This is a genomic window from Nocardiopsis sp. B62 (assembly GCF_018070675.1).
GTDB lineage: Bacteria > Actinomycetota > Actinomycetes > Streptosporangiales > Streptosporangiaceae > Nocardiopsis > Nocardiopsis prasina.
In genome coordinates, this window is the sequence record NZ_JAGPXK010000013.1 from 56,887 (window position 1) to 83,777 (window position 26,891).

Annotated in this window: 22 protein-coding genes and 1 pseudogene; 8 read left to right on the forward strand and 15 right to left on the reverse strand. The window is 69.3% G+C overall.

The genetic code is table 11. From position 1 onward, the window contains the following. Positions 1 to 8: 8 nt before the first annotated feature. The 4 genes from KBX21_RS15745 to KBX21_RS15760 form a co-directional block, all read right to left on the reverse strand. A complete protein-coding gene (locus KBX21_RS15745) occupies positions 9 to 2,207 on the reverse strand; it encodes an ABC transporter ATP-binding protein (protein WP_210842356.1) in 2,199 nt (732 codons plus the stop codon). A 15-nt stretch (positions 2,208 to 2,222) separates the two neighbouring features. Further along, complete coding sequence (locus KBX21_RS15750) at positions 2,223 to 3,131, reverse strand: ABC transporter permease (protein WP_049575096.1); 909 nt, start codon at positions 3,129 to 3,131, stop codon at positions 2,223 to 2,225. A gap of 85 nt (positions 3,132 to 3,216) precedes the next feature. Further along, positions 3,217 to 4,227 carry an ABC transporter permease gene (locus tag KBX21_RS15755; protein ID WP_049575100.1) on the reverse strand — a complete coding sequence of 337 codons (1,011 nt, stop codon included), beginning with the start codon at positions 4,225 to 4,227 and terminating at the stop codon, positions 3,217 to 3,219. A 607-nt stretch (positions 4,228 to 4,834) separates the two neighbouring features. Further along, complete coding sequence (locus KBX21_RS15760) at positions 4,835 to 6,451, reverse strand: glycosyltransferase (protein WP_210842357.1); 1,617 nt, start codon at positions 6,449 to 6,451, stop codon at positions 4,835 to 4,837. A gap of 631 nt (positions 6,452 to 7,082) precedes the next feature. Here KBX21_RS15760 and KBX21_RS15765 point away from each other — a divergent pair. Continuing rightward, a complete protein-coding gene (locus KBX21_RS15765; RefSeq protein WP_199776617.1) occupies positions 7,083 to 7,550 on the forward strand; it encodes an ATP-binding protein in 468 nt (155 codons plus the stop codon). A 77-nt stretch (positions 7,551 to 7,627) separates the two neighbouring features. Here the strand turns inward: KBX21_RS15765 and KBX21_RS15770 are convergent, their stop codons facing one another. The 3 genes from KBX21_RS15770 to KBX21_RS15780 all read right to left on the reverse strand — a co-directional run bounded on the left by KBX21_RS15770 (position 7,628) and on the right by KBX21_RS15780 (position 12,194). Continuing rightward, positions 7,628 to 7,807, reverse strand: coding sequence for a hypothetical protein (locus KBX21_RS15770; protein ID WP_210842358.1), 180 nt, complete (start codon positions 7,805 to 7,807; stop codon positions 7,628 to 7,630). 231 nt (positions 7,808 to 8,038) lie between these two features. Continuing rightward, the gene (locus tag KBX21_RS15775; protein WP_210842402.1) at positions 8,039 to 11,275 is read right to left on the reverse strand and encodes an efflux RND transporter permease subunit; all 3,237 of its coding nucleotides are present in this window, start codon (positions 11,273 to 11,275) and stop codon (positions 8,039 to 8,041) included. 568 nt (positions 11,276 to 11,843) lie between these two features. Further along, entirely contained in the window at positions 11,844 to 12,194 is a 351-nt protein-coding gene (locus tag KBX21_RS15780) for a helix-turn-helix transcriptional regulator (RefSeq protein WP_199776618.1), read from the reverse strand. Between the two features lie 167 nt (positions 12,195 to 12,361). On the opposite strand from KBX21_RS15780, the gene KBX21_RS15785 reads away from it, so the two are divergent. The 5 genes from KBX21_RS15785 (at position 12,362) to KBX21_RS15805 (ending at position 17,218) form a co-directional block, all read left to right on the forward strand. Then, positions 12,362 to 13,273 (forward strand): cation diffusion facilitator family transporter, encoded by a 912-nt coding sequence (locus KBX21_RS15785; protein ID WP_049575116.1) that lies wholly within the window; start codon positions 12,362 to 12,364, stop codon positions 13,271 to 13,273. A 283-nt stretch (positions 13,274 to 13,556) separates the two neighbouring features. Then, positions 13,557 to 14,846: a TrkH family potassium uptake protein gene (locus tag KBX21_RS15790; RefSeq protein WP_053107305.1), complete on the forward strand. Its 1,290-nt coding sequence runs from the start codon at positions 13,557 to 13,559 to the stop codon at positions 14,844 to 14,846. A 38-nt stretch (positions 14,847 to 14,884) separates the two neighbouring features. After that, positions 14,885 to 15,556, forward strand: a complete 672-nt coding sequence (locus tag KBX21_RS15795) for a TrkA family potassium uptake protein (protein ID WP_049575119.1) — start codon at positions 14,885 to 14,887, stop codon at positions 15,554 to 15,556. Positions 15,557 to 15,657: 101 nt separating this feature from the next. After that, entirely contained in the window at positions 15,658 to 16,668 is a 1,011-nt protein-coding gene (locus tag KBX21_RS15800) for a metal ABC transporter substrate-binding protein (RefSeq protein ID WP_210842359.1), read from the forward strand. Positions 16,669 to 16,984: 316 nt separating this feature from the next. After that, complete coding sequence (locus KBX21_RS15805) at positions 16,985 to 17,218, forward strand: DUF397 domain-containing protein (protein WP_017543722.1); 234 nt, start codon at positions 16,985 to 16,987, stop codon at positions 17,216 to 17,218. 187 nt (positions 17,219 to 17,405) lie between these two features. Here KBX21_RS15805 and KBX21_RS15810 read toward each other — a convergent pair whose 3' ends face one another. Both KBX21_RS15810 and KBX21_RS15815 read right to left on the reverse strand, forming a co-directional pair. Beyond that, positions 17,406 to 18,242: a helix-turn-helix transcriptional regulator gene (locus KBX21_RS15810; RefSeq protein ID WP_049575125.1), complete on the reverse strand. Its 837-nt coding sequence runs from the start codon at positions 18,240 to 18,242 to the stop codon at positions 17,406 to 17,408. Between the two features lie 265 nt (positions 18,243 to 18,507). Beyond that, positions 18,508 to 19,005, reverse strand: a complete 498-nt coding sequence (locus KBX21_RS15815) for an ATP-binding protein (RefSeq protein WP_049575129.1) — start codon at positions 19,003 to 19,005, stop codon at positions 18,508 to 18,510. A gap of 317 nt (positions 19,006 to 19,322) precedes the next feature. Between KBX21_RS15815 and fabG the strand changes: the two genes are divergently transcribed. After that, a complete protein-coding gene (gene fabG / locus KBX21_RS15820; RefSeq protein WP_210842360.1) occupies positions 19,323 to 20,081 on the forward strand; it encodes a 3-oxoacyl-ACP reductase FabG in 759 nt (252 codons plus the stop codon). A gap of 101 nt (positions 20,082 to 20,182) precedes the next feature. Here the strand turns inward: fabG and KBX21_RS15825 are convergent, their stop codons facing one another. From KBX21_RS15825 to KBX21_RS15850, 6 genes and pseudogenes are all read right to left on the reverse strand, one after another. Beyond that, positions 20,183 to 21,463 (reverse strand): hemolysin family protein, encoded by a 1,281-nt coding sequence (locus KBX21_RS15825; RefSeq protein WP_210842361.1) that lies wholly within the window; start codon positions 21,461 to 21,463, stop codon positions 20,183 to 20,185. Between the two features lie 164 nt (positions 21,464 to 21,627). Then, positions 21,628 to 22,584, reverse strand: a pseudogene (locus KBX21_RS15830) (serine hydrolase); the annotation flags it as partial. Positions 22,585 to 22,680: 96 nt separating this feature from the next. Further along, a complete protein-coding gene (locus tag KBX21_RS15835; RefSeq protein ID WP_210842362.1) occupies positions 22,681 to 23,304 on the reverse strand; it encodes an energy-coupling factor transporter transmembrane protein EcfT in 624 nt (207 codons plus the stop codon). Further along, positions 23,301 to 23,993, reverse strand: coding sequence for an energy-coupling factor ABC transporter ATP-binding protein (locus KBX21_RS15840; protein ID WP_210842363.1), 693 nt, complete (start codon positions 23,991 to 23,993; stop codon positions 23,301 to 23,303). The genes KBX21_RS15835 and KBX21_RS15840 overlap by 4 nt, the downstream gene beginning before the upstream one ends. Further along, complete coding sequence (locus KBX21_RS15845; protein WP_049575145.1) at positions 23,993 to 24,616, reverse strand: biotin transporter BioY; 624 nt, start codon at positions 24,614 to 24,616, stop codon at positions 23,993 to 23,995. The genes KBX21_RS15840 and KBX21_RS15845 overlap by 1 nt, the downstream gene beginning before the upstream one ends. 169 nt (positions 24,617 to 24,785) lie before the next feature. Next, on the reverse strand, positions 24,786 to 25,988 hold the full coding sequence (locus KBX21_RS15850) for a lactonase family protein (RefSeq protein ID WP_210842403.1): 1,203 nt from the start codon (positions 25,986 to 25,988) through the stop codon (positions 24,786 to 24,788). Positions 25,989 to 26,390: 402 nt separating this feature from the next. Here KBX21_RS15850 and KBX21_RS15855 point away from each other — a divergent pair, with 402 nt between their 5' ends. After that, complete coding sequence (locus tag KBX21_RS15855) at positions 26,391 to 26,867, forward strand: globin domain-containing protein (protein ID WP_049575151.1); 477 nt, start codon at positions 26,391 to 26,393, stop codon at positions 26,865 to 26,867. Positions 26,868 to 26,891 lie beyond the last annotated feature (24 nt).

Here is a 26,891-nt window from a genome sequence, read left to right on the forward strand (position 1 = left end):
GACCGCGGTCAGAGCACGTCCTGTCGCTCCGCGAAGTGGCAGGCCGTTCCCTGGTCCCCACCGTTGGTGGGCAGGATCCGCGGTTCGACGCTCATGCACTGCTCTTGGTCGGACTCCGAGAGAGTGATGAACTTCTGGCACCTGGTCCGGAACCTGCAACCCGAGGGCGGGTTTGCGGGGCTGGGCAGGTCACCGTCCAAGACGATGTGCGTGCGGGCGCGTTCCTTCTCGGGGTCGGGGATGGGAATCGCGGACAGCAACGCCTGGGTGTAGGGGTGAGCGGGCCGGGTGTAGATCGACTTGGTGTCACCGATCTCCACGATCCGGCCCAGGTACATGACCGCCACCCGGTCGGCGATGTGCCGGACCACGGACAGGTCGTGTGCCACGAAGAGGTAGGACAGGCCCAGCTTGGCCTGTAGCTCCTCCAACAGGTTGACCACTCCCGCCTGGATGGACACGTCCAGAGCGGACACCGGCTCGTCGAGCACCAGCAGCTTCGGCTCCAGGGCCAGGGCCCGGGCGATGCCGATGCGCTGGCGCTGGCCGCCGGAGAACTCCGACGGGAACCGGACAGCGTGCTCGGGGTTGAGGCCGACCAACTCGAGCAGCTCGTACACGCGCGCGGTGGACTCAGCGGAGGGGACGCCGTGCGTGCGCAGGGGCTCGGCGATGATGTCGAAGACCGTCATGCGCGGGTCCAGCGAGCTCATCGGGTCCTGGAACACGATCTGCATGTCGCGGCGCATCGCGAACCGGTCGGCCTTGCTGAGCGAGGCGGTGTCCTTGCCCATGACCTCGATCCGCCCCTTCTGGGGCTTGTGGAGGTGGAGAATCTCCATGAGGGTCGACGACTTGCCGCAGCCGGACTCGCCCACCAGGGCGAGGGTCTCGCCCTCGCGAACGTCGAAGTCGAGGCCGTCCACCGCGTAGACGGAGCCGACCCGGCGCTTGAACACCGACCCCTTCATCAGCGGGTGGTGCTTGATGAGGCCCTCGGCCCGCAGCATCTCAGGACGATCCTCACGGCGGACCTCGTTCTCGACAACCTCGGGAATCTCCGGAATCGGGTAGATGTCCTGGCCGGTCCAGTCGTTCTCGGCGATCTCCCCGGAGCGGATGCAGGCGACCCGCTGCACACCGGTGTCGTGCACCGTGGTGTGACCGTCGGTGTCGTCGGCGGCCTCCTCGCGGATCTCGTGGGCGGGGGGCTGGCCGCCGACGCGCAGTAGTTTGGGCTCGGCGAGCTCACACTCTGGCTTGACGATGGGGCAGCGCGGGGCGAACGGGCAACCCGGCGGCAGGTTGGTCAGGGAGGGCGGAGTCCCCTTGATGGGGATGAGCGCGCCCTGGCGCTCAAGGTCCATCCGCGGTACCGCACCGAGCAGACCCATGGTGTAGGGCATGCGGCTGGAGTAGTAGATCTCGTCGACGCCGCCGATCTCCACGGGGCGTCCCGCGTACATGACCAGGAGGCGGTCCACGAACCCCGCCACGACGCCGAGGTCGTGGGTGATCATGACGATCGCGGCGCCGGTCTCGGCCTGGGCGGTGCGCAGAAGGTCGAGAATCTGTGCCTGGATGGTGACGTCCAGGGCCGTGGTGGGCTCGTCACAGATGATGACGTCGGGGTTGTTGGCCATGGCCATGGCGATCATGACGCGCTGGCGCATCCCGCCGGAGAACTCGTGCGGGAACGATCGGTAGCGCTGGGCGGCGTTGGGGATACCGACGAGTTCGAGGAGTTCCACGGCCCGAGCGTGCGCCTTGCCCTTGCCCGCCCTGGGATCGTGGACCAGGACGGCCTCGGCGAGCTGGTCGCCGACCGTGTACACGGGGGTGAGCCCGGACAGCGGGTCCTGGAAGACCATGGAGATGACCTTGCCGCGCTTCCTGGCCATGGCGCGGTCGTCCAACCCGAGGATCTCCTCACCGTGGAGGCGGACGGAACCGGTGACCCGGGCGTTATCGGGCAGCAATCCCATCGCAGCCATGGAGGACACGGACTTGCCGGAACCGGACTCGCCGACGATGCCGAGCACCTCGCCGCGGTTGACGGCGTAGCTGACGCCACGTACGGCATGGACATCCGGATTGTTGTTCAGCCCGGCGAAGGTGACAGTGAGGTCGGTGACCTCCAGAACCGGGACGTGACCGGTCTGGTCTTTCCGTTCCGACGCGTGAGTTTCGGTCATGTCGGTGCTCATGTGTGTGCCCTCCCCCTAGGAGCGACGCGACTTGGACGAGGGGTCGAGGGCGTCGCGCAGCCCGTCCCCGATCATGTTCACTGCCAGGACCAGCACGACCAGCATGACCGTGGGAAACATGAAGACCCACGGGGCTGTAGTGGCGAACGGGGCCCCGTCCGCGATCACGACACCAAGACTGACGTCCGGCGGCTGGACACCCAGGCCGAAGTAGCTGAGCGCGGTCTCACCGATGATCGCCGCGCTGACCATGATCGTGGCGTCCGCGATGAGGAGGGACGACATGTTCGGCAGGATGTGCCGCAGGATGATGCGGTGAGAGGGAACGCCCATGAAGCGGGCAGCGTGGATGTACTCGCGCTCACGGAGCGAAATCGTCAGGCCCCGGACCATCTTCGAGGTGACCATCCAGCTGAACGCGGCCAGCAGGATGACCAGGATGAGCCAGCCGCCCTGGCCGACGAAGTGCCGGGACAGAATGGCGAGGACGACAAAGCTGGGCAGAACCAGAGCGAGATCGGCCACCCACATGAGGAGTCGGTCGGGCAGGCCACCGAAGTATCCGGCGAAGGAGCCGACGAGCGCGGCGACGGCGGTGGAGCCGAGCGCGACCAGCAGTCCGATGAGGAGCGACTTCTGCAGGCCAGCCGTCGTGTGAGTGAAGATGTCCTGGCCGGTTCGGTTGGTGCCGAACCAGTGGTCAGGTGAGGGACCGTTCAGGATGGACACGTAGTCGCGCTGGCCCACCTCCCAAGCGCTGATGATCGGTCCGACGAAGGCGAACAGGGCCAGCAGGACGATCAGGACGAGGCCGACGATGACTCGGCGGGTGGCCAGCATCTGACGAACGACGTCCTTGAGCCGGTTCGGGGCCGGTGGCATCGTCGGCCCTTCGACCGCCGTACTCTCTTGGGGCGTGCTCATGGCGTGGTCTCCAGCTGGACTGCCGCGGAGGTGCGCGGGTGGGGCATGGCGGGGCTGTGGGATCGGGTTCGCGGGTGCGTCATAGTCACACCCGCACTCTCGGGTCGAGCCAGGCGTAGAGGATGTCCGAGAGGAAGGACGCCGCCATGATGGTGATCGCCATGAACCAGGAGACCGCCGCGACCACATGCACGTCCTGACGGGCGATGGAGTCGATCAGCCAGGCGCCCATGCCGTGCCAGCCGTAGATCTTCTCCGTGAAGGTCGCGCCGGACACCAGGGCACCGAAGGTGAAGGTGAAGTAGGTGATCGTGGGGATCAGCGCGGTACGCAGCGCATGCTTGAACAGCGCCTTCCTCCGGGTGAGCCCCTTGGCCATCGCCGTACGCACGAAGTCCGAGCCCAGCACGTCCAGCATCATGTTGCGCTGGTAGCGGGCGAAGGCGGCGAACAACGCCAGGGCGAGCACAAGAGTGGGCAGGATCGCGTGGTGGACTCGGTTGAGTAGGAGTTCCCACCAGGCCCCGCTGAACCCCGCCGTGTACTCGCCCGAATAGCGGAACATCGTGAAACCGAAGGCGTCGTTGACGAAGACCGCGGCGACCTGGACGACGATGGCAATGACCACGGTCGGGACCGACAGCACGAAGAAGGACGCGGCGGTGGCGGCTTTGTCGAAGCGGCGGTACTGGCGCACCGCGGCGTAGGCCCCGATCAGGATCCCGAGCGCGCTGCCGAGGATGGTGGCGACAGTGATCAGCCGTAGGGTCACACCGGCCTTCATCCACATCTGGGAGGAGACCTCACCGCCCTGGATGGTCTTGCCGAAGTCTCCGGTGACGATGCCACCGATCTGGCCGGTCGCGCCGACGTCGCCCACGAGCCAGGTGATGTAGCGCTGGAAGATCGGGGTCTGATCGTTGAGGTTCAGGACGTCCAGTTGGGCGTTGATGAACTCAGGCTCTGGCGGCGGCTGCATCTGCTCGAAGTATCCGCGCGGATACAGATTGGTGGCCGCGAGCACGTACGCGAAACTCGTCGCGATGAAAATCAGCACGACGTAGTTCAGCAGCCGTCTGGCCAGGAACTTGCCCAAAACTATCTCCGAACCTCACAGCCGAGCCCGGCGCTTGACCTGTCTTGATCTGTTGTGGGTCACCAGCACGCGGAGTGACACGGGTCGGGCAAGGTTCGCGCGCTCCGATCGGTTAGTCCGGGTAAGCGCCCAAGCTCTGCCGACACCGCGGGGATCACCCCCAGTGACCGCCGAAACACACTGGATTCCAGTTCACGGTCAGTGACCGGAATGTCAAGATTCTGGGGGATCACTAGACACTTGCCGGTAACCACCGCATCAAGAAAGGACAACGGTGGCAATGTGGGCAGCAAGTTCGCATGCAATTGTCAAGCCTGACACGCAACGCAGCACCTCAACTCCATTGCGTCACACAACCGCACTGAACTGGGCCTATGTGGATTTCGAGCACGGATCACGTAAACGTCGTTTACGGAAAACCGACCCCGAGACGATTCGCCACCCGACCGATCAATGTTCGCAACACGCCGGAAACGGTCCCTCTCCGCACGCCGACCGGGACCGGACCAGCACGCCCAATCATTACTATCCGTCACCGAAATCCCGATCTCCGGCGATTTCCGTTCCACGCCGCATCCCCCGAATAGGTGACCTTGGGTAACACGCGTTAACACGGGCTAAGCATCGCCCCTGAAGCCGTCTTACGAACGGCGCCCTCCGCACCCCCTGCCACCTGCACGGATTCGAGTGACGTGGCCAACACCGGCGGCCGGACACGCGGTACCAACGGGGCTGGGGAACCGGACCGCACCGCGCCCCACCAGGTGCCCAGCGAGCGCGCCGCGTCACCGGCGACGGAGAGACCGGTCCACGCCAGTGGCCCCACCGGGGCCACACCGTGGCGTCGCCGCCACGACAGCAGGTGCGGCACGGTCAGCACGGCGGCGGCGACCAGCGCCCGACGCCCCGTCCGCCCGTCCCTGCCGGTACCCGACGCACGCCGGACTCCCGGGGGCAGGTCCACACGGCCGCTCGGGCGTTCGCGGGCCCAGAGCACCCCGCCGCTGACGGCCACCGCTGCCACGAGCGGCCAGTGGGCCGTCCGCGCGAACCTCGCTCCGGTCCGCACCGTGTGGGCCAGGTCCACGAGCACCGGCCGCACCGTGTCCCCGGCCGGGACCCCGGCTTCCCGAACCAGTTCGCGCGCGGTCGCCGCTCCCCCGAGCGCGCACACCGCGAGACCGGCCAGGGGCCGACCGGACAGGGCCAGGCCCAGGCCGACCACGCCGGACAGTGGCAGCTCGGGGCCGGCGACCCCCCGGCCGTGCCTGCGCGTCAGTGGCCCGGCCGCCGCCCCGGCCTCGAACCGGGAGAGCAGATGCGAGCGCAGGTCCGTGTGCGGCACGGTGCGCACTCGCGACCGGGGCTCGTACCGCACCGTCCACCCCCGCTCGGCCAGACGCCACAGCAGGTCCACGTCGGCCGTCGCGCCGAGGGAGGGGTCCGGGTCGACCAGGCCCCGCCGCACGAACAGGGCGGGCACCGGTTCCGGCGACGCCGCCGGACCGTGGGTGGGCGCGGGTCGGCCGGGGCCGTGTCCCCAGGGCAGGATCGACGTGGGGTCGGGTCCCCGGTCGGCGTGGAGCGCGCTGAGGGAGGCGACGAACATCCCCCGGGGGCCGCTCCGCACCCGTTCGGCGAGAACCCGGGGCACCACCGCGGCGACACCGGGGTCGGCGAAGTGACCGAGGGCGGTGGCCAGCCAGCCGGGGGCGGGCCGGGTTCCGGCGTCCACCAGGGCGACCACCGGGGCGTCGCAGACCCTGAGCGCGACCGCCCGGGCCTCGGCGCCGTCCATGGGCCCGGGCACCACGTGCAGGCCCCTGGCGCGGGCCACCTGGGCACCCAGGCAGGTGGCGCCGACCACCACCGGTCTGAGGTCCGGGTACTCCTGCCGGAGCCCGTCCAGGGTGGCCTCCAGTTCGAGGTGGCGCTCGGCCCCGATCACGGCGACCTGCACGCCGGGAGGCCGGGCCTCCGACGTGGGCCGGGGGTGGGCCAGGCCGGCGTCGACCAGCGCACGTGCGATCCGGCGTTCACCATGGCGGTCGGGCGTGGCTCCGCTCAGCCAGCGGATGACCGAGCTGACGCCCTCGGGAGGCAGACGCAGGGCAGCGGGCGGTGAACCGCCGACGAGGGCGTGGCCCTCGTCCGTGAGTCGGACGGCGCGGTCGATCTCGACGCCGAGGCCGACAGGCAGGGGGTCGGGGGTGGGCGAGGCCATGCCTCCTACCTTCTCGGGTGATCCGCGCCACGCGCAAGACCGAGGCAAGCGGCAAATTTCGGGAGGTCTTCACCAAATCGTTATTCGACCTTGAACCGGCGCAGCGGCGCGTATCCCCGCCGATATCCGACCCCCGTCAGGCCCACCTACCCGAGCGGAACCCTCTTTGGGCAGCTCAGAGGGGGTTACCCTGTCCGGAGCAGGTCGGCTGGGTCGTCAAGGAGGCACGGAGCGTATGCTGAGCGCGATTAGGCCCTTCAGTGTCGTAGGGCACACCCCACACCACACATGACCATCCTCCACGGCCGGCCCTTCGGCCTCGTCACCGTCCCGTGTGAAGCCCCGCGGCTTCTCCCCCACCGCATGCCGTCGCCCTCGTGCCGCGTCCCCAGCGGCACCGAGCCGTGTCCCTCCCTGCTCCCGGGGGCTTCGCCCCGTGTCTGCATCCCGCGCCGTGACCCGTTCCGGGCATGGACGCGTCCAGGGCCAGGCGCCAGTTCGGCCCTGCCCGCGAACACACGTCCTCGGGGAGTGAACCCACTTGTGTGAGACCGCAGCCCCTCGACCAGTGCCCGCGCACCTCCCGACGGCGTCGGCCCCTCTCCACCGTCCCCAACGTCCGGCCAGTCCCATGGAAGAGTCCAGCAGTACCCCGTCCCGATCCACAACCGAGGGCCGTCCAGTGCGTCGGCGCTTCCCCGGTCTGGCCAGCCAGATCTCCTACGCGCGCAGGTTCGTCGCGCGGCAGCTGGCGGTCTCACCGGAGGTCACCACGGCGACGCTGTTGACCAGCGAGCTCGCCACCAACGCCATCACGCACAGCGACTCGGGCCGCGCCACCGGAAAGTTCGAGGTGTGCGTTCGGCGCGCGCCCGGGTGGGCCCGGGTGGAGGTCCGTGACCTGGGCAGCACGACGGAGGCGCCCACGCCCCAGCACCGGGATCCCTACGACACCGCCGAACACGGCAGGGGTCTGGATCTGGTGGAGGCGCTCGCCAGTAAGTGGGGGACCGAACCACGCCACGACGGCCGGGGCCGTCAGGTGTGGTTCGAGCTGGTGTGGGACGGCGACGACCAGGAGTCCGATCGGTCCGGCTGAGGAGCCGGTGCGGTTCCGGAGCAGGGCGTTTCCGGTCGTGAGGTCCGTGCGTCGCCGTGCCGGGGGCGTGTGCTGTCCTAGTCGTCAGTCGTGGTCGGTGCGGCCCCCTTGGGGTCAGCGGTGGTCACACCGGTGTCCGTGGCGGGCAGCCGGTAGCGCTCGTACAGTTCGCGTGCGTAGTCCTTGGCCTCCTGCGAGGGCTCGTCTCCGAGCTCGTCGCGAACGAGGTCATCCAGGCTCTTCTTCGAATCATCCATGGGGGGAAGCCTGCCTGGACTGGGCGGATAGCACAAATCGACATACCGGTGACACAGAGGAAGGGTCCTGGATCCCCTGACCCACAGGGCTTCTCGGTCATCCGGCGGACTCCGGGGCCCGGGTTCCCGCGACCTTCCGGACCTGGTCCGACGCCCCGACGAACGCGAGGAGGGTGCCCCGCACGACCCGCGTGCGGGGCACCCTCCTGTTGGGTGCCGTACCGGTGGGAGCTAGTTCCCTGTGGTTCCTCCGGTGGTGGTGTCCCGCTCCTGCGGGACGTCACCCGTCTCGCCGTCGGCCGTGGTGCCGTCGCCCGACTCCTTGGCCTCCGCCCGGGCACGGCGCCTGGCGCGGCGCCGCTCCTGACGGGCGGCCGACCTGGCCTCGCGCCGCTGACGGCGCACCTCCACCAGCTGGTAGAGGACCGGGACCAGGATCAGGGTGAGCAGGGTCGAGGTGACCAGACCACCGATCACCACGAGGGCGACCGGGGCGGAGACGAAGGCTCCGCCGCCCGCCAGGCCCGTGGCCATCGGGACGAGCGCGGCGATGGTGCCGACCGCGGTCATCAGGATGGGGCGCAGGCGGTGTCGCGAACCCTCGACGATGGCCTCGCTGAGGCCCATCCCCTTCTTCCGGTTCTGGTTGATCAGGTCCATCAGCACGATGGCGTTGGTGATCACGATGCCGATGAGCATCAGCATGCCGATCAGGGCGGCGGCGCCGATCGGTGTGCCGGTCAGCATCAGCAGGCCCAGCGAACCGGTGGCGGCGAACGGGACCGAGATGAGCAGCATGAGCGGCTGCATCAGGCTCTTGAACGTCGCGACCATGATCAGGTAGCAGATGATGACCGCGGCGAGCAGTGCCAGACCCAGCTGCGCGAAGCCCTCGGTCTGGTCCTGGCTGACACCGCCGAGACTGGCGGTGGCACCCGAGGGCAGGTCGATCCCGTCCAGCGCCTGGGTGATCTCGACACTGACCGCGCCGAGGTCGGAGGCGGTGGGGTTGGCCGACACCGTGGTGCTGGTGACACCGTCGATGCGGGTCAGCTCCGGCGGCTGCTCGACCTCGGTGACCTCGGCGACGTCGCCGAGTTCGATCTCCTCACCGGTGGGCGTGGTGATCGGCAGCTCCTCGAGCTCGACCACGGTACCCGGCGCGTCCTGGACCAGGACGACGACGTCGCGGCGGATGTGCTCGATGGTGGCGTCACCGACGTCGCGGCCGTTGAAGGCGGCGGAGACGGTCTGGCCGACCATGCTCTCGTTGAGGCCGTACTCGGCGGCCTCCTCACCGTCGACGTGCACCTCCAGCGCGGGCTGCGACTGGGAGATACCGCTGGTGACGTCGTCCGCGCCGTCGATGCCGCGCAGTTCGTCCTCGATCATCCCGGCCGCCTCGACCAGGGTGTCCTGGTCCTCGGCGGTCACGCGGACCTCGATGCCCGAGCCGCCCATGCCGCCCGTGGAGTCCATGCGCGGCGGGTACTCGGTGTCGAGGTCGTCGAAGGTGTCCCGCAGGACGTCGCGGTTGCGGAGCTGGTCACTGTCGGGGTCAGCGGTGATCGTGTAGTCGATCTGGTCGCCGCCCCCGCCCATCATCGGGTTGCCGCCGATGTTGACCTGGTAGGTCTCGATCCAGGCCATCCCGGCCAGGGCTTCCTCGACCTTGACGGCCTCGGCGTCGGCGGCCTCCAGGGACATGCCCGGTTCGAGCTCCTGGATGACCGTGTAGGTGTTCTCCTCTGCCTCGCCCAGCCAGTCCGTCTCGGAGTTGGCGGCCATGACGAGGGTGCCGCCGAAGATCGCCACCGAGGCGGCCAGCGTGACCACCGTGGCGACCCTGCGCTTGGTGGTGATCCACCGGATGACCGGCAGGTAGGCCCGCTGGAGCGGGGTGCGCATCTCGCGCTGGTGCGCGGCTCGCTCGATCTCCTCGCGGCTGGCGTCCCCGACCTCGGCGGGCCGCAGGAACCAGTAGCACAGGACCGGGGTGATGGTCAGGGCGACGAGCAGGGAGCCGGCCAGGGCCAGGCTGCTGGTGACCGCGAACGGCATGAAGATCTCGCCGACCATGCCGCCGACGAAGGCCAGCGGGAGGAACACGGCGATGGTGGCGAAGGACGAGGAGGCCACGGCGGTGGCGACCTCGCGGACACCGTCCTTGACGGCGGTCATCCGTTCCTTGCCGTAGTCCATGTGTCTGCGGATGTTCTCCAGCACCACGATGGAGTCGTCCACCACCCGGCCGATCGCGATGGTGATCGCGGCCAGGGTGAGCATGTTCAGGGTGAACCCGAACACCTGCATGCCGACGAAGGCCGCCAGGACCGACACCGGGATGGACACCGCCACCACCAGGGTGGAGCGGATGGACAGCATGAAGACCAGGATCACGATGACCGAGGCGGCCAGGCCGTAGGCACCGGCCTCGAACATGTCCGTGATCGAGTCGTTGATGAAGGGCGCCTGGTCGAAGACGACGGCCAGGTTGATGTCGTCGCCGAGCAGGTCGGACTGCTGGTCGAGGACGTCCTGGACCCCGTCGGAGATCTCGACGGTGTTGCCGTCCGGCGTCGCCATGACCATGAGCGCGACGCTGGGGTCGCCGTCCAGGCGGGCGATGGAGGAGGCGTCCTCGGTCACCATCTCGACGTCGGCGACCTCGGAGATCTGCACGGGAGAGGGCGCCGGGGCCGGCGGGGCACCGGGCATGGCCGCGGACGGGTCCGCGCCCTGGGAGGGCTGCACCCACACGTCCTCGATGTCCTCGAGGCTGGTGAGCTGGTCACCGGTGGTGACGCTCAGGCTGCGGCCGTCCTCGTCGATGCTGCCGCCCGCCATCAGCAGGCCGCTGGACTCCAGGGCGTCGGCCAGGTCCTGGGTGCTGATCCCGGCGTCGGAGAGCTCGTCCTCGTCCGGGGTGACCTCGACGCGCTGTTCGGGGACGCCGGACAGGTTGGCCGAGCGCACACCCGGGACCGACTCCAGTTCCGGGATGAGCACGTTCTCGATGGACGCGACCATCGACTGCTCGTCGCCGTTCTCGGAGCTGGCGGCCAGCATCATCACCGGCATCATGTCCATGCTCAGGGCCATGACGGAGGTGGAGGCGTCGTCGGGGAGCAGACCGGAGATCTGGTCGACCGCGACCTGGGTCTCGCGGACCAGGGCGTCCTGGTCGCGGCCGTAGTCGAACTCCGCCATGATCTGCGCGGACCCGGTGGTGGAGGTCGAGGTGATGGTGTCGACCCCCTCCACGCCCTGGAGGGCCTGTTCGAGGGGCTCGGTGACCTGTCCCTCGACCACCTGCGGTGTGGCGCCCTGGTACTGGGCGGAGACCATCACCATCGGCAGGGACATCTCGGGGAAGAGCTCACGCTTGGACGACATCGCCGCGAGGACGCCGAAGAGCAGAACGGCCAGGGTGATGAGGAGGACCAGCGCCCGGTTGCCGAGCGACATGACCGAAAGCCGGTTCACGCGTTCGTCCCTTCCGCCGGGTGGGCGGAGCCCCGAGTCGGGGGGTGTTCCGCGCGGAGGGCCGTTGGGGCCTGTCTGGACATGAGAGGTGATCGCTCCTAGCTCGCCGAGTGTGGGACGGCCGGACCGGGGTGTGCGGCGTTCGTTGTCGAGCGCGCGCTCACCCGTGCGGTCTCGGTGCCGATCCGCGAGGACGTGGGTGTGGGGGATGCGGGGTGTTCGTCCGCCTGGTACGGGGCCCGCGAGGGGCTGCGCATCCGCCGGGCGCACCACTCACCATACGTCGCGTTATATCGGAAGTTGAGCGGAACAAGGGAGTTCAGGGATCTCTCAGGGACATGTCAGCCTTCTGTCAGGGTCCCGTCCGACCAAAGTTAGGGACGTCCGCGGAAAGTCGCGGGTCACCCATCCCGAAGTGTGTGTTCGTGCACTCAGAACCCACGGATTCCTGTAACGGACATCACATGGCTGTTTCCGGCCCACCGAAACTCGCCGGGAGGCCGCGACCCTCCCGGCGGGCCGGGGGCGTACGACGGCGCGGCGCGGTGACTCAGACGACCGGCGCCTGTTCCCCTGGTTCCCCCTGGGAGTCCAGGGTCATGTGGGGCTGCGTGGTACCCCAGACGACACCGAGGAGGTCCTCCAGCGCGTGGGCCAGGGACGCGTCGACGAGTTCGTAGCTGACCTGGCGTCCGCGCGCCTGGGTCCTGACGAGTCCGCAGTCGCGCAGGCACGCGAGGTGGTTGGACACGTTCTGCCTGGTGAGGCCGAGCCGGTCGGCGAGCCCGGCGGGGTAGTCGGCCCCTTCCAGCAGGGCCAGGAGGAGGCGGCACCGAGTGGGGTCGGACAGGGCACGGCCGAGACGCTGGATCGCGGAGAGGCGCTGCTCGGAGGTCAACATGAAAATCATTGTACATCGTTTGCTGTATAGACAGCCCACGCTGTATAAACAGTGAAGGCTGAACTGTTTGACCGGAACACCCGGGCCCGCTGATCACCCGGGCCCGCCGCAGCAGACCGCCGCGACGCGTGGCGACGCCACCGCTCGCCGAACCGAGGAGGGAACCCATGGGCGCCGGACACGACCACGGCCCGATCACCGCCGGGGCCGCCAACAGCAGGAAGTTGGCCCTGGTCCTGGGGCTGATGCTCGTCGTCGCCGTCGTTCAGGTCACCGGCGCCGTGTTCAGCGGCAGCCTCGCCCTGCTCGCCGACGCGGGACACACCGTCACCGACTCCTTCGGGGTCGCCCTGGCACTGGCCGCCGTGTGGATCGCCGCGCGTCCCGCGACCAGCAAGCGCACCTTCGGTTTCCAACGGGCCGAGATCCTCGCCGCCGCCGTCAACGCGATCGTGCTGTTCGCCCTGTGCGCGTTCATCGTGATGGAGGCGGTCAAGCGGCTCAGCGAGCCCACCGAGGTGTCCGGGCTCGGCATGGTGGCCGTCGCCGCCTTCGGCCTGGTCATGAACATCGTCGCGCTGTTCGTCCTGCGCTCCGGCGCCAAGGAGAGCCTCAACGTCAAGGGCGCCTACCTGGAGGTCATGAGCGACGCCCTGGCCTCGGTCGGCGTGATCGTGGGCGGGCTGATCGTGTGGCTCACCGGCTGGCAGCAGGCGGACACCCTGGTCTCCCTGGGCATCGCCGCGATCATCGTGCCCCGCGCGTGGGCGCTGCTGAAGGAGGCCGTGCACATCCTGCTGGAGGCCACGCCCAAGGGCATGGACCTGAGCGAGGTCCGCGCGCACCTCATGGGGCACCCGGCCGTCATCGACGTTCACGACCTGCACGCCTGGACCATCACCTCGGGGGTCCCCGTGATGTCCGCGCACGTGGTGGTCGCCGAGGACGACCTGCGGGACTCCGGAAAGATGCTCGACGAACTGCACGAGTGCCTGACCGGGCACTTCGACGTGGAACACTCCACCCTCCAGCTGGAACCGCCGGGCCACGCCGACCACGAGGGCGCCCGGCACCCCTGAGGGGCTCCCCCTCCTCGCGGTGGGGCGGCGTGCCCGGACCGCGTGGCTTTGGCAGAATTGTGTGGGTCCCCGAGCGAGGAGAGCCCGTGTCACGCAGCCCCGAGCACCAGGCACGTCAACGGTGAACCCACCGCCCGCACGCCGTCGCCCCAGGGCGCTGCGATGGTTCGCACGCGGCGCCTTCTCACTGCGGGGAGCGGTACGGAACCGGGGCCCGGCCACCACACGACACGTCACGCGGGAGCCCCGCGCCTGGCTCAAGCCCGCGCGGGTCTTCCTGCTGATGTTCGTGGCCGTCGACCTGGTCGGTGCACTGCTCCTCAGCACTCCGTGGGCCACGACGGACGGCCGCGGCCTCCCCTTCGAACAGGCCTTCTTCACGGCGACCTCGGCGCTCGCGGTCTGCGGGCTCAGCGTCGTCTCGATCGGTGACGACCTGAGCGGGTTCGGACAGGGTGTGGTGCTGGCGCTGATGCAGGCGGGCGGCATGGGCATCATGACCCTGGCCTCACTGCTCGGAACCGCCGTGATCCACCGGTTCGGGCTCCGGATGCAGCTCAACGTGCAGGCCGAGATGCGCACCCTGTGGGTCGGGGACGTGCGCGGGCTGGTGAGCCGGGTCCTGACGATCTTCCTGGTCTGCCAGGCGATCACCTTCCTCCTGATCACCCCCCGCATGTGGCTGGGCTACGACCTCACCTTCGGCCAGGCCGTCTACTCCGGCGTCTTCCACTCCATCTCGTCGTTCAACAACGCCGGGATGTCCCTGTACCCCGACAGTTTCGTCCGGTTCTCCGGGGACGCGTTCGTCCTCTTCCCCATCGCGCTCTCCTCGATCCTCGGCGGCATCGGCTTCCCCGTGCTGCTGGAGCTGCGGCGCCAGCTGCGCACCCCGCGCCGCTGGACCCTGCACACCAAGCTCACCGTCGCCACCACCAGCCTGCTGTTCGTGGTGGGAGCGCTGCTGGTCACCACGATGGAGTGGAACAACCCCCACACCCTCGGGCAGCTGCACTGGTGGGCCCGGATCACCGACGGCGTCTTCGCCGGGGTGATGCCGCGCAGCGGCGGCCTGAACTCCGTGCCCACCGGCGAGATGCAGGACTCCACCCTGCTGCTGACCATCATGCTGATGTTCGTCGGCAACGGCAGCGCCGGGACGGCGGGCGGGATCAAGGTCGCCACCCTCGCGGTCATCTTCCTGGTGGTGCTCGCCGAGGTCCGCGCGCACGACCGGGTGCACGTCTTCGGCCGTCAGCTTCCCTATGACGTGATCCGCCAGGCCCTGAGCCTGGTGTTCCTGTCCGCGACCGTGGTCGCGGCCAGCACCTTGCTCATGCTGTACGCCACCCGGTACTCCCTCATGCAGGTGCTCTTCGAGGTCGTGTCCGCGTTCGGCGTGGTGGGGCTCTCCACCGGGATCACCCCCGATCTCGCGCCCTGGAACCAGTACCTGATGGCGGTGCTGATGGTCGCCGGTCGGATCGGGCCCGTCACCTTCGTGACGGCCCTGGCCTTCCGCGACCGGCACCGCCGCTACGAACTCGCCGAGGCCCGGCCGGTCATCGGTTGAGCCGGACCCACTCGGCACTTCCCCGGAGGAGAGAGAACATGCCACACCGAGACAGATCAGACGACAAGCGCGTGCTGGTCATCGGCCTCGGCCGGTTCGGGAGTTCGCTCGCGCTGGAACTGGTCAACCGCGGCTGGGAGGTGCTCGGCCTGGACTCCAACCCCCGCCTGGTGCAGACCTACGCCGACGCGCTCACCCACACGGTGGTCGCCGACGTCACCGACGAGGAGGCGCTGCGGCAGATCGGCGCGGCCCAGTACGCGCGGGCGGTGGTGGCGATCGGCAGCCACCTGGAGGAGAGCATCCTCGCCACGTCCCTGCTGGTGGACATGGGTGTGCCCTCGATCTGGGCGAAGGCGACCAACCGCAGGCACGGGCGCATCCTGGAGCAGGTCGGTGCCGACCACGTGGTGCTGCCCGAGCACGACATGGGCGAGCGGGTGGCGCACCTGCTTTCCGGGCGGATGCTGGACTACGTGGTGCTGGACTCGGGCTTCGCGCTGGGCAAGACCCGGGCGCCGAAGTCGCTGTTGGGCAGGACGCTGCGGGAGACACGGGTACGACAGCAGTTCGGGATCACCGTGGTGTCGGTGAAACGGGTGGGCGCGTCCTTCACCTACGCGACCCAGGAGACCGTCCTCCACAAGGGCGACGTGATCGTCGTGGCCGGCCGCACCGACGATGTGGAGCGGTTCGCGGAGAGCACCTGAGCGGGGCCCGGCGATCACCTGGGCGGAGTCGTGGCTGACCAGGAGCTTTCCCACAAAGCAGACAAATTGACAACCGTTTTCATTTTCCCGATGATGGGTCCATGAGAACTCCCATCGCGCGCGCCGCCGCCCTCGGCGCCACCACACTCCTGATCGTCACCGGGTGCGGAACCGGCGGAGGTGGGACCAACGAGGACAGTGTCTCCCCCGCCGACGCGGACCTGACCGTCGTCACCGGCGTGTACCCGCTGGAGTGGCTGGCGCAGGAGATCGGTGGCGACGGCGTCGCCGTCGTCCAGCTCACCGAGCCGGGCACCGAACCGCACGACCTGGAGCTGACCGGCCGACAGATCGCCGAGGTCAGTGAGGCCGACATCGCCTTCTACGTCCAGGGGCTCCAGCCCGCCGTGGACGAGGCGGTCAGCCAGGAGGCGGAGGAGGCCGCTCTCGACGTGGCCGACGTCGTCGAGCTCCGTCCGGCCGCCGGCGCGGACGACCACGCGGAGGACGACCACGATCACGACCATGACCACGGCCATGACCACGAGGAGGACGGGGGGCACCCCGAGGACGACGGTCACGACCACGGCGACCTCGACCCCCACTTCTGGCTGGACGTGGAGCTGATGAAGGAGTCCGCCGAGGCCCTGGCCGAGCGGATGGGCGAGATCGACCCCGAGGGGGCCGACCGCTACCAGGAGGGGGCCGAGCGCGTCGTCGGCGAGCTCTCCACCATCGGTGACGCCTACGAGGAAGGCCTCGCCACCTGCGAGCACCGCGAGGTGGTGGTCGGCCACACCGCCTTCACCTACCTCACCGAGCAGTACGACCTGGAGCAGATCGGGGTCAGTGGAGTGGACCCCGAGACGGAGCCCTCCCCCGCCCAGATCGCCGCGATCACCGACGTCGTCAGGGAGCGCGACATCACGACGATCTTCACCGAACCGCTGATGCCCGCCGCCACCGCCGACACCATCGCCGCGGAGACCGGCGCGCGGGTGGAGGTGCTCGATCCGCTGGAGGGAGTCACCGACCGGTCACCCGGCGACGACTACCCGTCGATCATGCTCGGCAACCTGGACGCGTTGACCGCCGCGCTCTCCTGCGAGTGAGTCGAGGGGGTGCGCACACCCCCCAACGAGGCCCCGTCGGATGACCGGCGGGGCCTTTTGCTACCACAGGACATTCGACGCCGAGCGTCCTTTCCAATAACGGTTCCGCGATTGTCACATAGGGCCTGACCTGCATCGGAATGGGTTTGATCAGGCACTGAAGGCATCTCGATTACATGGCGCTTACATCCTCACAAAGCCCCGGACAAGTGGCGATGGTCACGCTATGCTCGGAAGAGTGTCAGTCCGATGCACGTGCATCTGGTAGTGCATCGGTACGCACATCCCCTCAGAGAGACCAAGGAGCTAGACGAACATGACCGCACACAACGGCATCCGCGCGACCGAGCTGACCGAGGCCTCCTGGCAGAAGGCCAAGCGCAGTAACTCACAGGGTGCCTGCGTCGAGATGGCCCGCCTCAACGACGGTTCGATCGCCATGCGCAACTCGCGTTTCCCGACCGGACCGGCGCTGGTCTACACCCAGGAGGAGATCGACTGCCTCATCCTGGGCGCCAAGGACGGCGACTTCGACAACCTGCTCGGCTAGGACGTGTTCCCCGGCTCCTGATCGGCGCACCCCGGGGCGGTGCGTCAGCCACGGCCTGGTACGCCTCACCCTTGCTCTCTCCCAGGTCGCAGGGCCTCCACGAACACCGAAGGGCTCCGTCCGAAACGGACGGAGCCCTTCACGCGTGTGTGGACCGGCCGGGCGGGGGGCGCCCTCGGTACCGGTGTCAGTTGCCTTCGAGGTCCTTCAACATGTCCTTGAGGAAGGAGAGGGTCTCGTCGGGGGTGGCGGCGGAGACACTGAGCCGCGTCATGGCCTTGGTGTAGGCCTCCACCGTGGCGGGCTTGTCGATGACCTCGCCGTCAGTGAGCTGTTCGAGGTAGACGATGTCGGAGAGTTCGAACTCGGAGTAGCGCAGCAGCGTGAAGGAACCGGCCTCCGCCGCGTGCGCGCCCACCTCGAAGGGGATGATCTGGAGGGTGACGTTCTCGTGGTTCTCGCAGAGGTGGATCAGGTGACGGAGCTGGCCACCCATGATCGCCGGGCCGCGCTCCCTGCCCCCGATGGGACGGCGCACGGCCGCCTCGTCGAGGATGATCCACATCTTCTTCCCGGCTTCCAGGTGCTTCTGTCTGGTGAGTCTGGCCTGGATTCGCTGCTCGGTCACCATGTCCGTCTCGACCCCGCCGGAGATGATCTCGCGGGCGTACTCCTCGGTCTGGAGCAGGCCGGGTACGAACTGGGACTCGTAGATCCGGATCTGGTCGGCTGCCTCCTCGAAGCCCACGTAGCGGATGAACCACTTGTGGAGGGCGTCGCCGTACTCCTTCCACCAACCGGGCTTGTTGGATTCGGCGGCCAGTTCCCGGAATTGCTTGAGCAGCTTGCGGTCCGTGACGCCGTACAACTTCAGGAGGTCCTCGATATCACGGGCCTTGAATCCGACCCGGCCGAGTTCCATGCGGCTGATCTTGGAGGCGGAGGCGCGAATCTTCTCACCGGCCGCCTCGCGCGTGAGGCCGCTGCGCTCCCGATGCTTCCTCAGCTGGTGCCCGAGGAGCATGCGACGCACGGTGGGTCCACTCCCCTGACGCAATTGAGCGATATCCACCTTCGCCGCCTCTCTGTCATTCTCCGAACAAGGGTATCGGGTCGACCGAACCCCTTTGCCGGGCGGTCCGGACACTACACGTACACGATATAGCCCGCGTCCCGCCCGGCCCACGGATCGGTCCCGTCAACCCCTGCGACACGTCGGATCGCTGGGTGGACATCTTCCGGGGGCCGCCAAGCGGTCGGCCCCCGAGAACGGGGGCCGTGTCATCGACTCACACGAATTGCGCCCAAACGAACTTTCCGCCGGGCGGCGTGGGAATCACTCCCCACTCTCGCGCGAAAGCGCTCACCAGGGCAAGCCCTCTGCCACCCTCCATGCTCGGCTCCGCTTCCCTTCTGTGGGGCAAGCGATCTCCGCCGTCCCGAACAGCGCAGATGAATTCACCGCCGCTGCGCATGAGGGACAGCTGAATACCGGCTTCGCCCTGCCTGGTCAAGGCCAGGGGTCCACCGTGCCGTACCGCATTGGTGACCAATTCGGAAACGACCACCGCCACATCACCGGACAAGTACTCCATCCGCCATTCGAGGAGGAGGGCCGCGGAAATCTCGCGCGCGGCGGCCACCGCCCTGGGACGGGGCTCGAAGGTCCACGTGACGGCGTCGTGCCGGTCTCCGCAGACCGGGGTGTTCCAACGACGCGAACCGTGGGTCAGGACCCTGAGCCACCAGGCGCCGGTAGGCTTCGCCACCACCTCCGCACACTCCATGCCCTTCAACTCCTCACTGACGCTTCGCGCCGGGCCGCCGACGAATGGGGAGGCCCGTGCCGGTGCACGACCCGAATGCACGTGCATCTCGGCGTTGGAGGCAATCGTAGGCCACGCCCCGACAAAGTGCAGGCAAACGCGGACACGAACCCGAAAGGATTGCCGCTGCGCAGGTGGGAGGTATCGAAGAGCTGTCGCGCAGGCGTTACCCAGGTGTTTCGCAAGTGCGGCGCAACCACCACCCGGGGACGTACCGACCGGTAGGCATGTGGATAGGATTCCCCAGCGCCCAGCACACGAATTACGGAGGTAACACCATGTCCCCAACGCCTCGTGTGGCGATCGTGACCGGCGCGGCCCGTGGTATCGGCGCCGCGACCGCCGAGCGTCTGGCCCGTGAGGGCCGAGCCGTCGCCGTGCTGGACCTCAGGGAGTCCGACGCCCAGGAGGTCGCGGACCGGATCACCGACGCCGGAGGCACGGCCGTCGCGGTGGGTTGCGACGTCTCGGACGAGGACCAGGTCGCCGCGGCGGTCGACACCGTCGCCGAACGCCTCGGCCCGCCCGCGATCCTCGTCAACAACGCGGGTGTGCTCCGCGACAACCTGCTGTTCAGGATGTCCACCGACGACTGGGACACGGTCCTCGGCGTGCACCTGCGCGGATCGTTCCTGATGAGCAGGGCCGCCCAGGCGCACATGACCGCCGCCAAGTGGGGCCGGATCGTGAACCTGTCCAGCTCCTCCGCGCTGGGCAACCGGGGCCAGGCCAACTACTCGGCGGCCAAGGCCGGGCTCCAGGGCTTCACCAAGACCCTCGCCGTCGAGCTGGGCAAGTTCGGCGTCACCTGCAACGCGGTCGCCCCCGGGTTCGTCGAGACCGCGATGACCCGCGCCACCGCGGAGCGGATCGGCATCGACTACGACGACATGAAGGCCTTCAAGTCGGCCGAGATCCCGGTCCAGCGGGTCGGCTACCCGGAGGACATCGCCAACGCCGTCGCGTTCTTCACCGGTGAGGACGCCGGGTTCGTGTCCGGGCAGGTCCTGTACGTCGCGGGCGGCCCCCTGGACTGACCGGTCCCGCGCCACAGGGCGGGTGTCCCCTTTCGGCGGGGCGCCCTCCCTTCGTGATTCACGTGGCCGGAACCGGCCATCCCGCTTCCGGCGCCGGGGCGCTAGGAGTGCGGTCCTTCCGGCTTCGGGCGAACAAGCACCTCGGTGATGGTCCTGCCGTTGGTCTGCGCCACCTCGGCCGTCCAACCGCCGAAGTCCACCCGTTCCCCCGCCCTCTGGGGGATGTGCTCCAGCACGGCGAGGATCAACCCGGCCACGGTGACGTAGTCGCCCTCCGGCGGGTCCGGGAGGTCCAGGTCGAGGTCGGACAGGTCGTGCACCGGGTAGGTACCCGGCAGCGTCATCGACCCGTCCTCGTGCCGCCGGACGACGCGGACGTCGGTGTCGGTCTCGTCGTAGATCTCCCCGACGATCTCCTCCAGCAGGTCCTCCAGGCTGACGATCCCCTCGATCCAGCCCATCTCGTTGACCACCACGGCGAGCTGCGCGCGTTGCTCGGTCATCCGTTCGAGGGCCAGGGACACTACCAGCGAGTCGGGGAGCAGCATCGGCTCCCGAGCGACCTCACGTACGCTTCCCGAGCCCCGAACGAGGTCGGACCAGTGCACCACGCCGAGGACCTCGTCCAGGTCTGCCTCGGCCACCACCGGCGCCCTGGAGTGCCCGTGCTCGGCGAGCATCCCCAGGGCGTCGCCGGTCGGCGTCCCGGCCGGGATGGTGAACACCTCCCCGCGCGGCACGACCACCTGGCGTAGCCGCCGGTCGTCGATCTCGAACGCACCCGTGATGATGGTGCGCTGTTCCTGGGTGATGCCGCGTTGGGAGGCGAGCATGTCCCGCAGCTCCTCCTCCGAGATCTCCTCCCTGGCGGCCTCGGGGTCACCGCCGGTCAGTCTCACCAGCAGGTCGGTGGACGCGCTCAGCAGCCACACCACCGGGCGGGACAACGTGGCCATCAGGTCCAGGGGGCGGGAGACCGCCAGCGCCCAGGTCTCGGCGCGCTGCATCGCGACGCGTTTGGGCGCGAGCTCCCCCAGCACGAGCGTCACGAACGTGAGGACGACCGTGACGAGGACGACCGACACCGGGGCCGCCGCGGCACCGAGGAAGCCCAGGGGTTCGACGAGCGGACGCGCGAGGGACACGGCGGCGGTGGCGGAGGCGAGGAACCCCGCGAGGGTGATGCCGATCTGGATGGTGGCGAGGTAGCGGTTGGGGTCTCCGGCCAGGCGGGCCACGGCCCTGCCGCCCGCCCCGCGTGCCGCCAGCTGCTTGACCTGCCCCTCGCGCAGGGTGATCAGTGCGATCTCACTGCCCGAGAAGAGCGCGTTGACCAGGACCAGGGCCAGAACCAACCCGAGCTGTACCCCGTAGCCATCCATGTTCCGCCGTCTCCCCAGTGGTGGACCCGTGGATCATTACCCCTCGTCTCCTCACCCTGACACAACGTGCTGTTCGGGCCCCCTCCACGCACCGTGGTCCGCGCTCTTTGTCGGGGGCCCGGGCACCCGGTGCCGACCGCTGCCCCACGTTCGGAGTGAGGGTCGGTGGCCGGAGCGAGGTCGTCGCGGGGGCCAGGCGTGGCCTCGATGGCTTCGGTGACCTCGGTGACCAGTTCCTCGACGAGTTCGATGCCCTGGGTGTAGCCGGGGTGTCCGTCGGACAGGACCGCCACCAGGTACTCGCGGTCGGGTCCGCGGACGTGTCCGACGCTGTTGATGATCCACGCGCCGCCGTCGGACCCGTTCGGAGTCCAGCCGTTCTTCACCCCCACGGTGTCCCCTGGGGCGGCGACCGCGGAGACTCCCCAAGCCTGTTCGGGGGCGACCGACTCCATGAGCCCGCGGACGTGGGCGCGGTCGTCCTCGGAGAGCGGCCCCTCGTCGGTGTACAGGGCGCGCAGCAGGCGGACCTGGTCGGCGGCGGTGGTCTTCGTGGCGCCCCAGCTCCCACCCGCGTCGGGTTCCGTGCCGGTGAACCCGAGGCGCTCCGAGTGACGGCGGAACCCGTCGGTGAAGCCGAGCCGGGAGTAGAGGAGGTCGGTGACCGAGTTGTCGCTGTACCTGATCATCCGTTCGGCTCGTTCGAGCTCGTCCTCTGTGAGTGCGCGGCCCTCCTCCTCGGCGTTCATGAGGAGCATGGTGAGGATGGTCAGCTTGGCGACGCTCGCGGTGGGGAACCGCTGGTGCGACTGGTGACTGAAGGTGGTGCCGGTCCGCAGGTCCTGGACCGCGATCCCGAACTCGGCCGCGTGCTCGGCGTCGAGGGCCTCGACGCGTTCGGTCAGGGCGGCCCGCTCGTCCGGGGGCAGGGCCGTGCCTCCCAGCGCGATGGTGGGCGGCTGCCGGGGCGGGGCGGCCAGTTGGGCGATCCGCGCGGCCCCGGGCGGCACTGCCTCGATCTCGGGGAGCGCGCCGGGCAGGGACGTGCCCATCAGGAGGGCGACGAGGACGGCGGTCGCGACGGACCGGGTTCGTCGATCGGTGGAGGGAGGCCGGGGCACACGATCACCGGTTGCACCGTTGAGGGGGTCTCACGGCCATTATCCCCGGACAACCAGCGCGAATCACCCGTCCGATACCGAATCGGTACCGGTGGGTCAGTCCGTTCCCAGGCGGGTTTCCTCGTCGATTCCCCGGGCCACCAGGGCCTCACCGGTGGCGTCGGCCATCCGGAGCAGTTGGACGATCACCGGCACCACCAGCAGGTGGGGACGCCCGGACAGGCCGCGTGCGCGGTACCCCTCCCGTGCGGCTCGCCAGGCGGTGGCGACCATCGGGATCGACCGCACGGTCAGCGCGAGCACCAGGGCGACCCGGTCGGGGTTCACCCCCACGTGGCGCAGCGGGCGGGCGAGGCGTTCGAAGAGGTCCAGCATCTCCCGCACACGGGTCGTGAGGGTGACGGCGTTGGCCAGCAGCACCAGGGTGGCGAGCTGGGCGCAGAGCCGGAGCCCCTCCTCCCAGGCGCCGAACAACGCCTGGAACGTCCCGATGGCCAGGAGGAACGGCCACAGCGCCCGCAGGACTCCCAGGGCCCGGCGCGGGTGCAGGCCGACCAGCGGATACACGACGAGGCTCGCCGCGAGGGCACCCAGGGACACCCACGGGTCAGCGGCGACCAGCAGCGCCGCGCCGACCACCAGCAGACCCAGGAGTTTGGGCCCGGCGGGGATCCGGTGCAGCGGGCCCGTGCCGGGCACGTACAGACCGATCGCGCTCACGTGGCGCCGTCCGCCTGGTCCATGAGCTTGGTGTAGAAGGTCACCGCGTCCCCGGGGGCTCCGTCGAACGCCACCCGGCCCTCGGCCATGACCAGGACCCGGTCGAAGCCGGAGAGCAGGTCCAGGTCGTGGGTGAACAGGACGACCCGCTGTTCGAGCCCGGCCAACGTGCGGTGCACCATGCGGGTGTTGCGCAGGTCGAGCAGGGTGGTGGGTTCGTCACAGACCAGGATCTCGGGCCCGGTCACCAGGACCGAGGCCAGCGCGAGGAGCTGCTTCTGGCCTCCGGAGAGCAGGTGTCCGGGGTGGTCGCGGTGGTCACCGAGCCCGTACCGCTCCAGGACCTCGTCCACGCGGCGAGCGGTCTCCTCCCTGCCCAGCTTCAGGGAGCGCAGTCCGATCTCCACGTCCTCGGCGACCGTCGGCATGATGATCTGGTTGGCGGCGTCGGAGAAGACGAACCCGACCCTGCGCCGGACCTGCTTCGCGTGCCGACGGGTGTCCCACTCCCCCAGCGAGACCCTGCCCGCGTCCGGCAGCACCAGGCCGTTCAGGGTGCGGGCCAGGGTGGACTTGCCCGATCCGTTGGCCCCGATCACGGCGATGCGGTGCTCGGTCAGGTCGAGGTCGACGTCCCGCAGCACCGCGCGGCCGTCGTAGGAGTGCGAGACCCCTTCGAGGCGCAGCATCAGTCGTTCTCCTGGGAGACCCGGTCGTCGATGACCGGGCGGCCCGCCGGGGGAATCGGGTAGGCGCGGAAGACGGCGCTGGCGATCGCCGCGGTCGCCACGGCCTTGACGATGTCGCCCGGAAGGAAGACCGCCATGGACAGGGCGGCGGCGAGGGCGCCGTCCCCGAGGACCACCGCCATCCAGGGGACGCCGATCGCGTAGATGACGACGATCCCGCCGAGCAGGTTGATGAGCAGGCCCCGCAGGAAGCCGTACCTCCCGTGCGCCACCATGCGGTCGGTGAGGAAGCCGATGACGAGGGCGGCGAAGATCCAGCTCACGATGAACCCGGCCGAGGGCCCGGCCAGGACGGAGAGCCCGCCGCGACCGCCCGCGAAGAGCGGCAGCCCGGCCAGTCCGAGCGCCAGGAAGGCGGCGATCGCCAGGCTGCCGCGCTTCCACCCGAGGAGGCTGGGGGCGAGCATGATGCCCAGTGTCTGGAGGGTGATCGGCACCGGCCCGATGGGGATGGCGACGGTGACGCTGAGCGCGGCGATCAGCGCGGCGAACACGGCGACGAGTGCGAGGTCGCGCGCGGTGAGTCCCCGGTAGCGGACGTGGGCCGTCACGGTGGTGGGCATGCGTGGTCACCTTCGGGGAGGAGTCGGGAGCGGGTCACCGTCCATTGTCCGTTATGCGGGGTCGACCGGCAGGGGGCGGGGCGTACAGAAGCTCGGCGCGGGTGTTGTAGGGGTTCGCCTAGGGCCCGGGTCACAGTGGGTGCACCGGGCCCCGGGATCCCCCTCGATCTCAGCCCTGGGCGGCCTCGGCGCGCTGGATGCGTTTGATGGGGACCGGCAGCACGCAGACGGGGACCGGCAGGTCCAGGCGGTGGCCGGTGTCACTGGGAACGCCGGTGTCCGGGTCGATGCGCAGCGACATCAGGGAGTCCCCGTTCTGGGCGGCCACGACCAGGTGGTCGGGTTGTCCGTTGTGACCCCGGACCACGGTGAAGTGGCGGGGCCAGGCGCCCACGGGGGTGTCGGCCAGGTGCTCCAGGCGGGCGCCCTCGTCGCGGACGGCGAAGGTCGAGACGGCGTCCGCGCCCCGGTTGGACACGTAGACGCGCCCCTCGTAGGTGGTGGTCATCGGCAGGGCGTCGCCGTCGGCGATCTCACGGCCCTCGACCTTGAGCCGGTGGAGCGCGATCTCGGCCGGGAAGTTGTCAGGGAGGGGGTCGCCCACGGCGGGCACGGACCCCAGGTGCTCCCCCGTGCCGTTGCGGGGGTTCCAGCGCACGACGTGCACCCGGGAGTCCAGTTCTCCGGCGACGTAGACGTGGCGGCCGTTGACCGCCATGTGCCGGGGTCCCGTTCCGGAGGGCAGGCGCACGGTGCCCAGGAGGCCCTCGTCGATGGCGGGCGCCGGGCCCTGGTTCTCCTCGTTGAGCGGGGTGGGGTAGTGGTACACGCGCAGTTCGTCCGCGCCCAGGTCCGCGGCGAGCAGGTAGCGCAGGCGGGGGTCGTCGGAGTCCAGGACCACGGCGGTGCTGTGCGCGTGCGGCCCCTCCTGGCGGTCGGAGACCGGTCCGTGGCCGCGGTGGGCGAGTTCGCGACGGGGTCCGGTGGGAGCTCCGTCCTCACCCGTGGGCTGGAGGGTCACCACACCGTCGGCGTAGTTGGCCACGGCCACCCGTTCGGGGCCCAGGTAGCGGACGTGGCAGGGCGAGCCTCCGCCGGTGGGCACGGAGCCGAGTTCGGTGAGTGTGGCGTCGCCGTGCACCCGGAAGGCGGTGAGCGAGCCCTCGGCCCGCTCGTTGACCGCGTACACCGTGGGAGGGTCCGGCCGGAAGGCGAGGAACGAGGGTCCGGTCGTGCGGGCGGCGACGCCGTCCGAGGTCAGTTCTCCGGTCTCGGGGTCGAACCAGACACGGTGGACGCCCTCGCCCTTGCCGGGCGGGTCGGAGTCGGGCGTGTAGGTCCCCACGAGCAGGAGCCGTCGTGGTGTGTCCACAGGGTGTCTCGTTTCCGTCGCCTCGGGCAGGATCGTGGTCCAGACCACGGCGGGAATGCTACCGCCCCCGTCGTCGGCGGGGAAGGACGCGCGGGTCGGCCCAGGGGCCCGGTCCAACTGGGGTTACAGAGAGAAACCCCTGTCTCACGTAGCCCTTCTGTTACAGTTCCTCCTCGACAGCCCGATTCACGGTGGTCAGGTCCCCCTCACTCCGACCTGCCCTTTTCGTCTCCGGGTTCCGGGCCTCGGCGAGGCCGCGAACGGAAACCGTTTCGGCGCTGCACCCGCGGGATCGCGTGCGCCCCCGCGGAGGAAGACCACAGCCAGAGGAACCCGAACCTCGGTACACGGCTCCCCCATCGCGTTCCGTGGCTCCCCGCTCACCTGAAGTCTGGACCCGTCTTGACCCATCGCTCCCTGTCCGAAGTGCCGTTGCCCGACCAGGAGATCATCGAACTGGTCCGCCAGTCCTGTGTGGACATCCCCGAGGGCTCCACGCGTCTGGCCCGGTCCTTCTACGAGAACCTCTTCTCGATGGTCCCCGAGGTGCGGGGCATGTTCTCCGAGGACATCAAGCCCCAGCAGCAGCGCATGGCCGACGCCCTGTTGTCCGTGGTGCGACATCTCGACAGCCCCGACGAGGTCGCCCACTACCTGCGCCGCCTGGGTCGACAGCACCGCATCGAACTCGGTGTGCTGCCCGAGCACTACCCGCACGTGGGCCGTGCCCTGGTCCGCGCGGTCAGCGAGGTCTCCCCCACCTGGTCGTCCTCGATGAGTTCGGCCTGGGTGCTCGTCTACCAGTGGATCACCGCGAACATGATCGCCGGGGCCGAAGAGGCCCCGAACCCCGCACGGGCGTCCCACCGACGGCGCTGACGCGGCCCCACGCCACCCCCTCCC